This window comes from Streptomyces sp. NRRL WC-3742 (assembly GCF_000720635.1).
Lineage (GTDB): Bacteria > Actinomycetota > Actinomycetes > Streptomycetales > Streptomycetaceae > Kitasatospora.
Window position 1 is genome coordinate 20,312 of the sequence record NZ_JOCF01000029.1, and the last position, 13,448, is coordinate 33,759.

At 73.7% G+C, this 13,448-nt stretch carries 12 protein-coding genes; 9 read left to right on the plus strand and 3 right to left on the minus strand.

The genetic code is table 11. The annotated features are described in order from the left end of the window. Window positions 1–39 precede the first annotated feature (39 nt). From hpnD to IH61_RS0117505, 8 genes are all read left to right on the plus strand, one after another. The gene (gene hpnD / locus IH61_RS0117470; protein WP_078911186.1) at window positions 40–897 is read left to right on the plus strand and encodes a presqualene diphosphate synthase HpnD; all 858 of its coding nucleotides are present in this window, start codon (window positions 40–42) and stop codon (window positions 895–897) included. A gap of 142 nt (window positions 898–1,039) precedes the next feature. After that, window positions 1,040–2,473 (plus strand): hydroxysqualene dehydroxylase HpnE, encoded by a 1,434-nt coding sequence (gene hpnE / locus IH61_RS0117475; protein ID WP_051837292.1) that lies wholly within the window; start codon window positions 1,040–1,042, stop codon window positions 2,471–2,473. Window positions 2,474–2,712: 239 nt separating this feature from the next. Next, window positions 2,713–3,801 (plus strand): polyprenyl synthetase family protein, encoded by a 1,089-nt coding sequence (locus IH61_RS0117480; protein ID WP_051837312.1) that lies wholly within the window; start codon window positions 2,713–2,715, stop codon window positions 3,799–3,801. Window positions 3,802–3,808: 7 nt separating this feature from the next. Beyond that, window positions 3,809–5,866: a squalene--hopene cyclase gene (shc, locus tag IH61_RS0117485; protein WP_234327221.1), complete on the plus strand. Its 2,058-nt coding sequence runs from the start codon at window positions 3,809–3,811 to the stop codon at window positions 5,864–5,866. Beyond that, a complete protein-coding gene (locus IH61_RS0117490) occupies window positions 5,863–6,543 on the plus strand; it encodes a hypothetical protein (protein WP_051837294.1) in 681 nt (226 codons plus the stop codon). Before shc ends, IH61_RS0117490 begins: the two co-directional genes overlap by 4 nt. Before the next feature lie 2 nt (window positions 6,544–6,545). Then, window positions 6,546–7,574: an adenosyl-hopene transferase HpnH gene (gene hpnH / locus IH61_RS0117495; protein WP_031070700.1), complete on the plus strand. Its 1,029-nt coding sequence runs from the start codon at window positions 6,546–6,548 to the stop codon at window positions 7,572–7,574. Window positions 7,575–7,685: 111 nt separating this feature from the next. Beyond that, a complete protein-coding gene (gene dxs / locus IH61_RS0117500; protein WP_031070702.1) occupies window positions 7,686–9,596 on the plus strand; it encodes a 1-deoxy-D-xylulose-5-phosphate synthase in 1,911 nt (636 codons plus the stop codon). Then, a complete protein-coding gene (locus IH61_RS0117505) occupies window positions 9,586–11,019 on the plus strand; it encodes an aspartate aminotransferase family protein (protein ID WP_051837296.1) in 1,434 nt (477 codons plus the stop codon). Before dxs ends, IH61_RS0117505 begins: the two co-directional genes overlap by 11 nt. A gap of 77 nt (window positions 11,020–11,096) precedes the next feature. On the opposite strand, the gene IH61_RS0117510 is transcribed toward IH61_RS0117505, so the two are convergent. Further along, the gene (locus IH61_RS0117510) at window positions 11,097–11,369 is read right to left on the minus strand and encodes a DUF6343 family protein (protein ID WP_031070706.1); all 273 of its coding nucleotides are present in this window, start codon (window positions 11,367–11,369) and stop codon (window positions 11,097–11,099) included. Window positions 11,370–11,446: 77 nt separating this feature from the next. On the opposite strand from IH61_RS0117510, the gene IH61_RS0117515 reads away from it, so the two are divergent. Next, window positions 11,447–11,626 carry a hypothetical protein gene (locus IH61_RS0117515; RefSeq protein WP_031070707.1) on the plus strand — a complete coding sequence of 60 codons (180 nt, stop codon included), beginning with the start codon at window positions 11,447–11,449 and terminating at the stop codon, window positions 11,624–11,626. Window positions 11,627–11,647: 21 nt separating this feature from the next. Here IH61_RS0117515 and IH61_RS0117520 read toward each other — a convergent pair whose 3' ends face one another. Together IH61_RS0117520 and fabG are read right to left on the minus strand one after the other, a co-directional pair. Next, on the minus strand, window positions 11,648–12,328 hold the full coding sequence (locus IH61_RS0117520; protein WP_051837298.1) for a phosphatase PAP2 family protein: 681 nt from the start codon (window positions 12,326–12,328) through the stop codon (window positions 11,648–11,650). Window positions 12,329–12,573: 245 nt separating this feature from the next. Further along, a complete protein-coding gene (gene fabG, locus IH61_RS0117525; protein ID WP_031070712.1) occupies window positions 12,574–13,341 on the minus strand; it encodes a 3-oxoacyl-ACP reductase FabG in 768 nt (255 codons plus the stop codon). Window positions 13,342–13,448 lie beyond the last annotated feature (107 nt).

A 13,448-nucleotide genomic window follows, 5' to 3' on the forward strand; every position in this document is an offset into this window, starting at 1 on the left:
GCCCGCGTGGCGGCATCACCACTGGCGTCGGCCCAGGTCATGGCGGCATACCGGTACTGCGAGGCGGTGACCGGCCTGCAGGCGCGCAACTTCAGCTACGGCATCCGGCTGCTGCCCGAGCCCAAGCGGCTGGCCATGTCGGCCCTGTACGCGCTCGCCCGTCGGGTGGACGACATCGGCGACGGGGACCTTCCGGCCGACCGCAAGGCCGAGGCGCTGCTGCGTACCCGGGAACTGGTCGACGAGGTCCGCGCCGGGACGGTCGCCGAGGACGACACCGACCCGATCAAGGTCGCCCTGGCCGACACGGCCCGGCGCTTCCCGATCCCGCTCGGCGGCTTCGACGAGCTGATCGACGGCGTCGAGATGGACCTCAAGGGCGCCGAGTACCAGACGTACGAGGAGCTCAAGGTCTACTGCCGCTGCGTGGCCGGTGCCATCGGCCGGCTCTCGCTCGGCGTCTACGGCTGCGAGGACTTCGAGCGCGGCGGGCACTACGCCGACACCCTGGGCCTGGCCCTGCAGCTCACCAACATCCTGCGCGACCTGCGCGAGGACGCCCTCACCGGCCGCACCTACCTGCCCACCGAGGACCTCGTCCGGTTCGGCTGCGAGCAGGGCTTCGCCCTGGCCAAGCCGCCCGTCGGCGCGGACTTCACGGGCCTGGTCGCCTTCGAGGCCGCCCGCGCCCAGGCCGCCTTCGAGGAGGGCCTGCGGCTGCTGCCGATGCTCGACCGCCGCAGCCGCGCCTGCACCGCCGCGATGGCCGGGATCTACCACCGGCTGCTCGGCCGGATCGCCGCGGACCCCGAGTCGGTGCTGCGCGGGCGGGTCTCCCTGCCCGGCTGGGAGAAGGCGTACGTGGCGCTTTCCGGGCTCGCCGGGGGGCGTTCTTGATTCTCACCGCACTTCTGTCACGCTGTGTCAGCGGGGAATCACATCCGGGCAGAGCCCTGGCGGACAGGGCCGTGCCGACCACACGCGTGCCGACCGGGGCGACCGCCCCGGGGCGGTCCACCGACTTCGAGGGGGAGGACCGATGACCGGGCGAGCCGCTGCCGCACGCCCGGCCGTCGTGGTGGTCGGCGGGGGCCTCGCGGGCATCACCGCGGCGCTGCGCCTGGCCGAGGCCGACCGGCGGGTCACCCTCGTCGAGGGCCGGCCCCGGCTCGGTGGCCTGGCCTTCTCCTTCAAGCGCGGCGAGCTGACCGTCGACAACGGCCAGCACGTCTACCTGCGCTGCTGCACCGCCTACCGGGGCCTGCTGGAACGCCTCGGCGCGGCCCGGCTCACCCGTCTGCAGGAACGCCTCGACGTCCCCGTCCTGTCCGTCACCGGCCCCGAGGGCGCGCCCGTGCGCACCCTCGGCCGGCTGCGCAGGGCCGCCCTGCCCGTCCCGCTGCACCTGGCGGGCAGCCTCGCCCGCTACCCGCACCTGTCGCCCGCCGACCGGGCCCGGGTGGTGCGCGGCGCGCTCGCCCTCAAGGGCCTGGACCTGGACGACCCGGCGCTGGACGACATCTCCTTCGGCGACTGGCTGCGCCGCCACGGGCAGAACGCCGCCACCACGGCCGCCCTGTGGGACCTCGTGGGCGTGGCCACCCTCAACGCCAGGGCCGACCAGGTCTCCCTGGCGCTGGCCGCGATGGTGTTCAAGACGGGCCTGCTCTCCGACCCGGGCGCCTCCGACATCGGTATCGCCGCCGTCCCGCTCGGCGAGATCCACCACGACCGGGCGCTGGAGGAGCTGGAGCGGGCCGGCGTGAAGGTGCTGCTGCGCGCCCGCGTGGCGGAGCTCAAGCCCGGCGCCCCCCAGCACGCCCTGCGCCTGGAGGACGGCGAACTGCTCACCGCCGACACCGTCGTCCTCGCCGGCGCCCAGGACAGCGCGGCCGCCCTGCTGCCGCCGAAGGCCGTCCCCAACCAGGAGCGGCTGGCCGGGTTCGGCACCGCGCCGATCCTCAACGTGCACGTGGTCTACGACCGCACGCTGATGCGTCAGCCCTTCTTCGCCGCCCTCGGCTCGCCCGTCCAGTGGGTCTTCGACCGCACCGCGCACTCGGGCCTGGCCGGCACCGAACTGGGCCGGGCCCACCCCGGCGCCCAGTACCTGGCGCTGTCGCAGTCCGCCGTCCAGGACGAGATCGACCTGCCGGTGGCCGAACTGCGCCGGCGCTACCTGCCCGAGCTGGCCCGGCTGCTGCCGGCCGCCGCCGGGGCCGAGGTGCTGGACTTCTTCGTCACCCGCGAGCGCACCGCCACCTTCGACCCGGCCCCGGGCACCGCGGCGCTGCGCCCCGGGGCCCGCACCGAGGTGCCGGGCCTGCTGCTCGCCGGCGCGTGGACGGCCACCCGCTGGCCCGCGACGATGGAGGGTGCGGTGCGCAGCGGCCACGCCGCCGCCGACGCGGCGCTCGCGGCCGAGGGCGCCCGGGTGCCGGTGGACGCCGGTGACGGAAGGTGGCCCCGGTGACGGCCGGCCCCCTCGCCGGGGACCCTGCCAGAGCCAGGGGCCCGCGCACCGGCGACGACCCGGGCAGTACCGGCCGTACCGACACCGTTCGGCCCGACACGATCCGCGCCGCGATCCGCACCGCGATCCGCACTGACACGATCCGTACTGACACGATCCGCACCGACACCGGCCGCGCCGAGAACGCCGCCATCCGGCCGCCAGGGGCGGCTCGGCAGGACGAGGGAGAGGGAACGCACGTGGAGTCTCGTACCGGTTTCGCCGACTCAGGCACGGCGCACGCCGAACCGGTCTCCGTGCCGGAGCTGCTCGCCCGCAGCCGTACGCTCTGCGGCCCGCTGCTGCGCGGCGCGGTCGCCCGTTTGGCCGCACCGATGGACACCGTCGCGGCGTACCACTTCGGCTGGATCGACCGGGACGGCACGCCGGTGGAGGGGGACGGCGGCAAGGCCGTGCGCCCGGCCCTGGCCCTGCTGTCGGCGCGGGCCGCGGGCGCCGACGCGGAGGCCGGGGTGCCCGGGGGCGTCGCAATTGAACTGGTGCACAACTTTTCCCTGCTCCATGATGATCTGATGGACGGTGACGAGACCCGACGGCACCGGGCCACCGCCTGGACGGTCTTCGGTCCGGCCCAGGCGATCCTGGTCGGCGACGCCCTGGCGACGCTCGGCACGGAGGTGCTGCTCGACGCCGGTGAGACCGGCGGCGCCAGCCCCGCCGACGCCGCGCGGGCCGTCCGGCTGCTCACCACGGCCACCCGCCGCCTGATCGACGGCCAGGCCATGGACGTCTCCTTCGAACAGCGCGACAGCGTCACGGTCGCGGAGTGCCTCGAGATGGAGGGGGGCAAGACCGCCGCCCTGCTGGCCGCCGCCTCGGCGATCGGCGCCGTCCTGGCCGGGGCGGACGACGAGGTCTCCGACGCGCTCCAGCGCTACGGCCACCACCTGGGCCTGGCCTTCCAGGCGGTGGACGACCTGCTCGGGATCTGGGGCGCCACCGAGGTCACCGGCAAGCCGCACTGGGGCGACCTGCGCCAGCGCAAGAAGTCCCTGCCGGTCGCCGCGGCGCTGGCCGAGGGCGGTGCGGCCTCGCGCCGCCTCGCCGGGGAACTGGCCGACCCGAAGGGCCGCGGCGAGGAGAGCGAGTCCGAGCTCGCCGCCCGGGCCGCCCTCATCGAGGCCGCCGGCGGCCGGGCCTGGACGCAGGAAGAGGCCCGACGCCAGCACACGACTGCCCTCGCCGCCCTGGACGAGGTGCCCATGACCGACGAGGTGCGCGAGCACTTCGTCGCACTCGCCGAATTCGTGGTGGTACGAGAGAGGTGACGTTACGTTGACAGCAACCGCGGACGGCCGGCTCGACCCTGAGTACGATTCCGAGCCGGTCGCGGTGGGCGACCGCCCTGCCGCCCTGCTGGGCGCGGGGCGGTGGCAGCCCGAGGACGCCGGCCCGGCGCGGCCGGCGGGCGAGGGCCAGGGCCAGGGACCGGCCGACGCGCGCGAGGCCCTGGCCCGCGCCACCGCCCACCTGCTCTCGCTCCAGTCCCCCGAGGGCTGGTGGAAGGGCGACCTCGAGACCAACGTCACGATGGACGCCGAGGACTTACTGCTCAGGCAGTTCCTCGGCATCCGGACCGAGGAGCAGACCGCCGCCACCGCCGAGTGGATCCGCTCCCAGCAGCGCGAGGACGGCACCTGGGCCACCTTCCACGGCGGCCCGGCCGAACTGTCCACCACCGTCGAGGCGTACGTCGCCCTCAAACTCGCCGGGGACGACCCGAACGCCCCGCACATGCTGGCCGCCGCCCGCCACATCCGCTCCGCCGGGGGCATCGCGGCCGCCCGGGTGTTCACCCGGATCTGGCTCGCGCTGTTCGGCTGGTGGCCCTGGGAGCGGCTGCCCGAGATGCCGCCCGAGATCATCTTCCTGCCCAAGTGGCTGCCGCTGAACATCTACGCCTTCGGCTGCTGGGCCCGTCAGACCATCGTCCCGCTCACCGTCGTCTCCTCCCACCGGCCCGTACGCCCGGCGCCCTTCGCCCTGACCGAGCTGCACACCGACCCGGCCGACCCCTACCCGACCCGGCCGCTCGCCCCCGCCACCAGCTGGGACGGCCTCTTCGAGCGCCTGGACAGGGTGCTCCACGCCTACCACCACCGGGCCTTCCGCCCGCTGCGCAAGCTCGCCGTCACCCAAGCCTGCCGCTGGATCGTCGAGCGGCAGGAGGCGGACGGCTGCTGGGGCGGCATCCAGCCCCCGGCCGTCTACTCGCTGATCGCCCTGCACCTGGAGGGCTACGAGCTGGACCACCCGGTGATGAAGGCGGGCCTCGCCTCCTTCGACCGCTTCACCGTGCACACCGAGGACGGCATGCGCTGGATGGAGGCGTGCCAGTCCCCGGTCTGGGACACCTGCCTGGCCACCATCGCCCTGGTCGACGCGGGCCTTCCGCGCGACCACCCGGCGCTGGTCGCGGCCGCCGACTGGATGCTCGACGAGGAGATCACCTCCCGAGGCGACTGGTCCGTGAAGCGGCCGGGCCTGCCGGCGGGAGGCTGGGCCTTCGAGTTCGAGAACGACACCTATCCCGACATCGACGACACCGCCGAGGTGGTGCTCGCCCTGCGCCGGGTCGGCCACCCGGAACCGGCCCGGCTGGACGCGGCCGTGGACCGCGCCGTGCTGTGGAACCTCGGCATGCAGTCCAAGAACGGCGCCTGGGGCGCCTTCGACGTCGACAACACCAGCAAGCTGCCCAACCGGCTGCCGTTCTGCGACTTCGGCGAGGTGGTCGACCCGCCCTCCGCCGACGTCACCGCCCACGTGGTGGAGATGCTCGCCGAGACGGGCCTCGCGGCGGACCGGCGCACCCGGCGCGGCATCGAGTGGCTGCTGCGCAACCAGGAGGCGGACGGCTCCTGGTTCGGCCGCTGGGGCACCAACTACATCTACGGCACCGGCTCGGTGCTGCCCGCCCTCGCCGCGGCCGGCGTCCCCGACGAGCACCCGGCCGTGCGGCGCGCCGTGCGCTGGCTGGAGGACCGCCAGAACGCGGACGGCGGCTGGGGCGAGGACATGCGCTCCTACGAGGACCCGGCGCAGTGGGCCGGGCGCGGCGACTCCACCGCCTCGCAGACCGCCTGGGCGCTGATGGCGCTCCTCGCGGCCGGCGAGGGCCCGCGCGGCCGGGCCAACCCGGCCGTGGAGCGCGGCGTGGCCTGGCTGGTGCGCACCCAGCTGCCCGAGGGCACCTGGGACGAGCCGCAGTTCACCGGCACCGGGTTCCCGTGGGACTTCTCCATCAACTACCACCTCTACCGGCTGGTCTTCCCGGTGACCGCGCTCGGCCGCTACCTGGACGCCGCCCCGGCGATCGGAGCGTCACGGTGACCTGCGCGCCCCTGCTGGTCCTCTGCGCCCTCGGCCCCGAGGTCTGGGCCCTGCGCGGCGGCGACTGGCGGGGCGCGGCCGGCGGGCCGCCGGTGCTGGTGCGCACCGGCGTCGGCCGGCGCCGGGCGGCCCTGACGGTGCGCCGGCTTCTCGGCTCGGCGCCCACCGGGTACGGCGCCGTGGTCGTGGCCGGCTTCGGCGCGGCCGTCGGCCCCGGGATCCGGCCCGGGGACGTCGTGGTCGCCGACGGCGTGCGCGACGCGGAGGGCCACCACCACCGCGTCGACTCCGGCCCGGAGCTGGCCCGCGCGCTCAAGGAGTGCGGGATCGTCGCCCACACCGGGGTGCACCACACCGCCGACCACGTGGTGCGCGGCCTGGAGCGGCGGGCCCTGCACGTCCAGGGCGCGCTGGCCGTCGACATGGAGGCGTCCGGCGTCCTGGCCGCTCTGGCCGAGGTGCGCCCGGCGCTGCCGACGGCCGTCCTGCGGGTGGTGGTGGACACCCCCGAGCACGAACTGCTGCGGCCCGGCACCCTGCCGGCCGGGGTACGGGCCTGGCGGACGCTGCGGGCCACCGTGCCCGCCATCGTCGACTGGTACCGGCCCGGTCCCGGGCCCGGCCCCGCTGACCTGAACCACCCGACATCCTCGACGCTCAGCCAGGAGGCGAGCTAGCCATGGCCATGCCGTTGCGCCAGACCGTGCGGGTCGGCACCTACCTCATGCAGCAGAAGCTGCTCAAACGGCGCGACAAGTTCCCGCTGATCGTCGAGCTGGAACCGCTGTTCGCCTGCAACCTCGCCTGCGAGGGCTGCGGCAAGATCCAGCACCCCGCGGGCGTCCTCAAGCAGCGGATGCCCGTCGCCCAGGCGGTCGGAGCCGTCCTGGAGTCGGGCGCGCCGATGGTCTCCATCGCCGGCGGCGAGCCGCTGATGCACCCCCAGATCGACGAGATCGTGCGCCAGCTCGTCGAGCGCCGCAAGTACGTCTTCCTCTGCACCAACGCCCTGCTGCTGCGCAAGAAGATCGACAAGTTCAAGCCCTCGCCGTACTTCACCTTCGCCGTGCACATCGACGGCCTGCGCGAGCGCCACGACGAGTCGGTGGCCAAGGAGGGCGTCTTCGACGAGGCGGTGGCCGCGATCAAGGAGGCCAAGCGGCGCGGCTTCCGGGTCACCACCAACAGCACCTTCTTCAACACCGACACCCCTCAGACCGTCGTCGAGGTGCTGGACTACCTCAACGACGAGCTCAAGGTCGACGAGATGATGATCTCCCCGGCCTACGCCTACGAGAAGGCCCCCGACCAGGAGCACTTCCTCGGCGTCGAGCAGACCCGCGAGCTGTTCCGCACAGCCTTCGCCGGCGGCAACCGGCGGCGCTGGCGGCTCAACCACAGCCCGCTGTTCCTCGACTTCCTCGAGGGCAAGAAGGACTTCGAGTGCACCCCCTGGGGCATCCCCAACTACTCGCTGTTCGGCTGGCAGCGCCCCTGCTACCTGATGGCGGACGGCTACGTGCCGACCTACCGCGAACTGGTGGAGGACACCGACTGGAGCAAGTACGGCCGCGGCAAGGACCCGCGCTGCGCCAACTGCATGGCGCACTGCGGCTACGAGCCCACCGCCGTCCTCGCCACCATGGGCTCGCTGCGCGAGTCGCTGCGCGCCATCACCGAGACGGTGAACGCGGGCAAAGGCCGCTGAGAACGACCAGTCCGGCCCGGGCGGCCTGCCCGGGCCGGCCCCGCCCCCGCCCGGCCCGGCACCTGCCGGCGGGGGCCACCACCGCACCACAGAACGTCGTGAGGTGTACCCATGTCTCTGCTCTCCCGCGTCACCTCCCCGGCCGAGCTGCGCCGGCTCCCGGCGGCCGAACTCCCGCTGCTCGCCCAGGAGATCCGCGACTTCCTGATCGACGCCGTCACCCGCACCGGCGGCCACCTCGGCCCCAACCTCGGCGTGGTCGAGCTCACCATCGCCCTGCACCGGGTCTTCGACTCACCCCGTGACCGGATCGTCTTCGACACCGGCCACCAGAGCTACGTCCACAAACTCCTCACCGGGCGCCAGGACTTCACCAGGCTGAGGATGAAGGGCGGCCTGTCCGGCTACCCCTCCCGGGCCGAGTCCGAGCACGACCTCGTCGAGAACTCCCACGCCTCCACCGCCCTCTCCTACGCCGACGGCCTCGCCAAGGCGGCGCAGCTGCGCGGCGAGCACGACCGCCGCACCGTCGCCGTCATCGGCGACGGCGCGCTCACCGGCGGGCTCGCCTGGGAGGCGCTCAACAACATCGCCGAAGCGGATGACCGGCCGCTGGTCATCGTCGTCAACGACAACGAGCGCTCCTACGCGAGGACCATCGGGGGCCTCGCCCACCACCTCGCCACCCTGCGCACCACCCAGGGCTACGAACGCTTCCTCGCCCTCGGCAAGGGGGCGCTCCAGCGCACCCCGCTCGTCGGCCAGCCGATCTTCGACGCGCTGCACGGCGCCAAGAAGGGCTTCAAGGACGCCTTCGCCCCGCAGGGCATGTTCGAGGACCTCGGCCTCAAGTACCTCGGGCCCATCGACGGGCACGACCTGGGCGCGGTCGAGCAGGCGCTCCGACAGGCCAAGGGGTTCGGCGGCCCCGTCATCGTCCACTGCCTCACGGTCAAGGGCCGCGGCTACCGGCCCGCCGAACAGGACGAGGCCGACCGCTTCCACGCCGTCAACCCGATCGACCCCTACACCTGCCTGCCGATCTCGCCCAGCGCCGGCGTCTCCTGGACCTCCGTCTTCGGCGAGGAACTGCTCGCCCTCGGCGGCGAGCGGCCCGACCTGGTGGCGATCACCGCCGCGATGCTCCAGCCCGTCGGCCTCGCGCCCTTCGCCAAGGCGTACCCGGCGCGCACCTTCGACGTCGGCATCGCCGAGCAGCACGCCGTCACCAGCGCCGCGGGCCTGGCCACCGGTGGGCTGCACCCGGTGGTCGCGGTGTACGCCACCTTCCTCAACCGGGCCTTCGACCAGGTCCTGATGGACGTGGCCCTGCACCGGCTCGGCGTCACCTTCGTCCTGGACCGCGCCGGGGTCACCGGCCCGGACGGCGCCTCCCACCACGGCATGTGGGACATGTCGATCCTCCAGGTCGTCCCGGGCCTGCGCCTGGCCGCGCCCCGGGACGCCGAGCAGCTGCGCGCCCAGCTGCGCGAGGCCGTCGCCGTCGAGGACGCGCCCACGGTGATCCGCTTCCCCAAGGGCGCCATCGGCCCCTCCGTCCCCGCGACCGAGCGCATCGGCGGGGTGGACGTGCTGCTGCGCACCGGGCCGCTGCCGGAGATCCTCCTGGTCGCCGTCGGTACCACCGCGCCCGCCTGCCTGGACGCCGCCCGGCTGCTGCTCGCCGAGGGCTTCACCGCCACCGTCGTCGACCCGCGCTGGGTCAAGCCCGTGGACCCGGCGCTGCCCCGGCTCGCCGCCGCCCACCGGCTGGTGGTCACCGTCGAGGACAACGGCCGCACCGGCGGCGTCGGCGCGGCCGTCGCCCAGGCGCTGCGCGACGCCGACGTGGACGTGCCCGTCCGAGTGCTCGGGCTGCCGCAGGAGTTCCACGGCCACGCCTCGCGCGGGGAGATCCTCGAGGAGGCCGGCCTGACCGGCACCGGCGTCGCGGCCCAGAGCGCCGTCTTCGCCAAGAACCTGCTGCCGACCCGAGGAGCGAACCCGCGCCATGCCGGCTGACCCCGACCGCCCCGACGCCGACCGCCCCGACCCCGACCGGCCTGCCTTCGACCTCGCGGCACTCCTCGCCGAACGCGGGGGCGAGCGCTACGAGTTGAACAGCCGCTACCTCAACCCGCAGCTGTCGCGGATGCTGCACACCATCGGCTTCGACAAGTTCTACGAGCGCGCCGAGGGCCCGTACTTCTACGACGCCGAGGGCCACCAGTACCTCGACATGCTGGCCGGCTTCGGGATCTTCGCCCTCGGCCGCCACCACCCCGTGGTGCGCGCGGCCGTCCAGCAGGTCATGGACCTCGACCTGCCGGACCTCGTGCGCTTCGACTGCTCGCCACTCGCCGGGCTGCTGGCCGAGAAGCTGCTCTCCTACGCCCCCGGGCTGGACCGGGTGTTCTTCGGCAACAGCGGCACCGAGGCGGTGGAGACGGCGCTCAAGTTCGCCCGCTACGCCACCGGGCGGGGGCGCGTCCTCTACGCCGACCACGCCTTCCACGGGCTGACCACCGGCTCGCTGTCCGTCAACGGGGAGAAGGGCTTCCGCAAGGGCTTCGACCCGCTGTTGCCGGACACCGCCATCCCGCTGGGCGACATCGGGGCGCTGGCCAAGGAGCTGAAGCGCGGCGACGTCGCGGCCCTGATCGTCGAGCCCATCCAGGGCAAGGGCGTGCTCGCGCCCCCGCCGGGCTGGCTGCGCGCCGCGCAGGCGCTGCTGCACGAGCACCGGGCGCTGCTCATCTGCGACGAGGTCCAGACCGGGATCGGGCGCACCGGCGAGTTCTTCGCCTACCAGCACGAGGACGGGGTGTTGCCCGACCTGGTCTGCGCGGCCAAGGCGCTCTCCGGCGGGTACGTGCCCATCGGCGCGACGCTGGGCAAGAGCTGGATCTTCGAGAAGGTGTACTCCTCGATGGACCGGGTGCTGGTGCACTCCACCAGCTTCGGGGCCAACAACCAGGCCATGGCGGCGGGGCTCGCGACGCTCGCGGTCATGGAGGACGAGCGGGTCGTGGACAACGCCCGCAAGGTGGGCGACCAGTTCCGGGAGCGGCTGGCCGCGCTCGTGGACCGGTACGAGATGCTGGCCGAGGTGCGCGGGCGCGGTCTGATGATCGGCATCGAGTTCGGCAGGCCCAAGTCGCTCAAGCTGCGCACCGGCTGGACGGCCCTGCAGGCGGCGCGCAAGGGGCTGTTCGCCCAGATGGTCGTCGTGCCGCTGCTCCAGCGCCACCGCATCCTGACCCAGGTGTCCGGCGACCACCTGGAGGTGATCAAGCTGATCCCGCCGCTGATCATCACCGAACGGGACGTGGACCGCTTCGTGGACGCCTTCACCGACATCATGGACGACGCCCACCGGGGCAGCGGGCTGATGTGGGACTTCGGGCGGACGCTGGTGAAGCAGTCGCTCGGCAACCGGCCGTGACGATGCCGGGCGTGGGAGGCCGGGCGGGCCGGCTTCCCACGCCGTGGGAGACACCGCGTTCGGGCGCGGGCGCCGGGTCAGAGTTCCGTGCGGCGGCGGCGGATCACCACCGCGAGGTCGACCGCGGCGAACACCGTCAGCAGGCCGCAGGCCACCGCGAAACCGATCAGGGTGCCGCGGCTCGGCGCTCCGAAGGCGGGGGAGGCGGCCGCCCACAGCGCGAAGCCCGCGGTGGCGAGGGCGAACAGCGGGGTGAAGGTCAGCGAGAGCAGGTAGCGAAGCTTGAGGTCGCTGCGGGCGCTGGCCGGTTCGGTGCCGCTGCGCCAGCGCCTCGGGGTGGTGGTGCGCATGGCCTGGCACCTCCGGACCGCGCGGGTGGGGGCTACGATTCCAGCGTACGTCCGGGCAGCGGGGCCGGGGAGGGTCGATGGATGCCGAGCGGTACGCGGGGATGACGGTCGAGCGGGCCCGGGAGGCCGCCGGGCGGGACGGCTGGGCGGTGGTGCGGGAGCTGGGGCCGCAGGAGCGGATCACCCTGGAGTACCGCGAGGGGCGGCTCAACCTGGTGGTGGACGGCGGCCTGGTGCAGCGCTCCTGGGAGGGCTAGGGCGCCCCGGGCCCTCGGTGCTCAGCGGCCCGGGAGACGGGAGAGCCGCTGTTCGGCGGCGGTGACCAGGGGCTCCAGCAGCGGCAGCGAGAGCAGCACCAGGGCCCCGGCGGCCCAGCCGGCCAGCACGTCGGTGACCCAGTGGGTGCCCAGGTAGACGGTGGTCAGGCCGATCGAGCAGGCGGTGGCGGCGGCGATCACCGCGCCGGTGCGCCGCCAGCGCCCGGCCAGGTAGGCGAGCACGCCCCAGGTGACCACGGCGTTGGCGGTGTGGCCGGAGGGGAAGATGGTGCCGCCGGAGAACAGCTCGGGGGAGCCCACGTACTGGGCGTAGTGGGGGCCGAGGCGGCCGGTGACGATCTTGACCGCGCCGACCGTGACGTTGAGCAGCAGCAGGGCGACGGCCATCACCAGCAGCGGGCGCAGCCGCCCGATCCGGTGGGCGCGCCAGGCCAGCCAGGCGAAGGCGGCGATCGCGGAGGGGCCGCGCTGGCCGGCGACCACCCAGGTGTCGAGCAGCGGCTCCAGGCGGGGCCAGCGCTGGTAGGGGCGCAGCAGCCGCACCGACCAGTCGAGGTCGACGAGCGAGGTGTTGAGCGCCACCCCGGCCAGCACCAGCAGGTAGACCGCGACGGTGGCGGCGAGCAGGGCGGCCTGGCGGCGGCTGGGAGGAAAAGGCGCACGGGTACTTCTGGCTTGCACGGGGGTGACCTTACCCAGGCGGGCGGGGCCCTTTCGGGGGGAATTGTCATTTTCCCGGGAAATCGACAATCGGCCCGCGCGGGGTGTGGCCCGGGGAGTGATTTCCCGGTTTCCGCCATCGAATATCCGTGCCGTTCTCGAATGGTGATGCAAAAGCCCCGGTAAAGGAAACGGAGTGGGCGGCCGGTGCGACCGGCTTCCCACTCCGTGGTAACCCTGTGTGGGTTCCGTGCTCAGGCGAAGCCCTAGTCGAGGGGACCGCCCGCCACGTAGATCACCTGGCCGGAGACGAAACCGGCGCCCTCGCTCGCCAGGAAGGAGATGGTGTGGGCCACGTCCTCAGGCAGACCGACCCTCTGGACCGGGATCTGAGAGGCGGCGGCCCGCTTGAAGTCTTCGAAGTCCATGCCGACGCGGGCGGCGGTGGCGGCCGTCATGTCCGTGGCGATGAAGCCGGGGGCGACGGCGTTGGCCGTGACGCCGAACTTGCCCAGCTCGATGGCCAAAGTCTTGGTGAAGCCCTGCAGGCCCGCCTTGGCGGCCGAGTAGTTGGCCTGGCCGCGGTTGCCCTGGGCCGAGGAGGAGGACAGGTTGACGACGCGGCCGAAACCGGCGTCCACCATGTGCTTCTGCACGGCACGGGTCATCAGGAACGCGCCGCGCAGGTGGACGTTCATGACCGTGTCCCAGTCGGACTCGGACATCTTGAAGAGCAGGTTGTCGCGCAGGACCCCGGCGTTGTTCACCAGCACGACGGGGGCGCCGAGCTCGGCCGCGACGCGGTCGACGGCGGCCTGGACCTGGTCGGCGTCGGAGACGTCGGCGCCGACGGCCAGGGCCCGGCCGCCGGCGGCGGTGATCCGGTCGACGGTGTCCTTGCAGGCGCTCTCGTCCAGGTCCAGCACGGCGACGGCGTAGCCGTCCTCGGCCAGGCGTACGGCGGTGGCGGCGCCGAGGCCGCGGGCGGCGCCGGTGACGACGGCGACCCGGGGGGCGGTGCTCTGCTCGGTCATGCTCGCTCTCGTCTCTCTCGGGGGTGTCTCCGGGGGAGTCCCCCGGGGAGGGTGGCCACACCTTACCGGCGGGTAGGGAGGGCGGCCAGGGTGGAGAGCCCCAGGTG

Excerpts from the sequence above, each read along its gene's own strand:
- fabG (WP_031070712.1), bottom strand. The coding sequence starts at position 13,341 with ATGACCGAGCAGAGCACCGCCCCCCGGGTCGCCGTCGTCACCGGCGCC.
- hpnE (WP_051837292.1), top strand. The coding sequence starts at position 1,040 with ATGACCGGGCGAGCCGCTGCCGCACGCCCGGCCGTCGTGGTGGTCGGC.
- dxs (WP_031070702.1), top strand. The coding sequence starts at position 7,686 with ATGTCTCTGCTCTCCCGCGTCACCTCCCCGGCCGAGCTGCGCCGGCTC.
- IH61_RS0117515 (WP_031070707.1), top strand. The coding sequence starts at position 11,447 with ATGGATGCCGAGCGGTACGCGGGGATGACGGTCGAGCGGGCCCGGGAG.
- IH61_RS0117505 (WP_051837296.1), top strand. The coding sequence starts at position 9,586 with ATGCCGGCTGACCCCGACCGCCCCGACGCCGACCGCCCCGACCCCGAC.
- hpnD (WP_078911186.1), top strand. The coding sequence starts at position 40 with ATGGCGGCATACCGGTACTGCGAGGCGGTGACCGGCCTGCAGGCGCGC.
- hpnH (WP_031070700.1), top strand. The coding sequence starts at position 6,546 with ATGGCCATGCCGTTGCGCCAGACCGTGCGGGTCGGCACCTACCTCATG.
- IH61_RS0117510 (WP_031070706.1), bottom strand. The coding sequence starts at position 11,369 with ATGCGCACCACCACCCCGAGGCGCTGGCGCAGCGGCACCGAACCGGCC.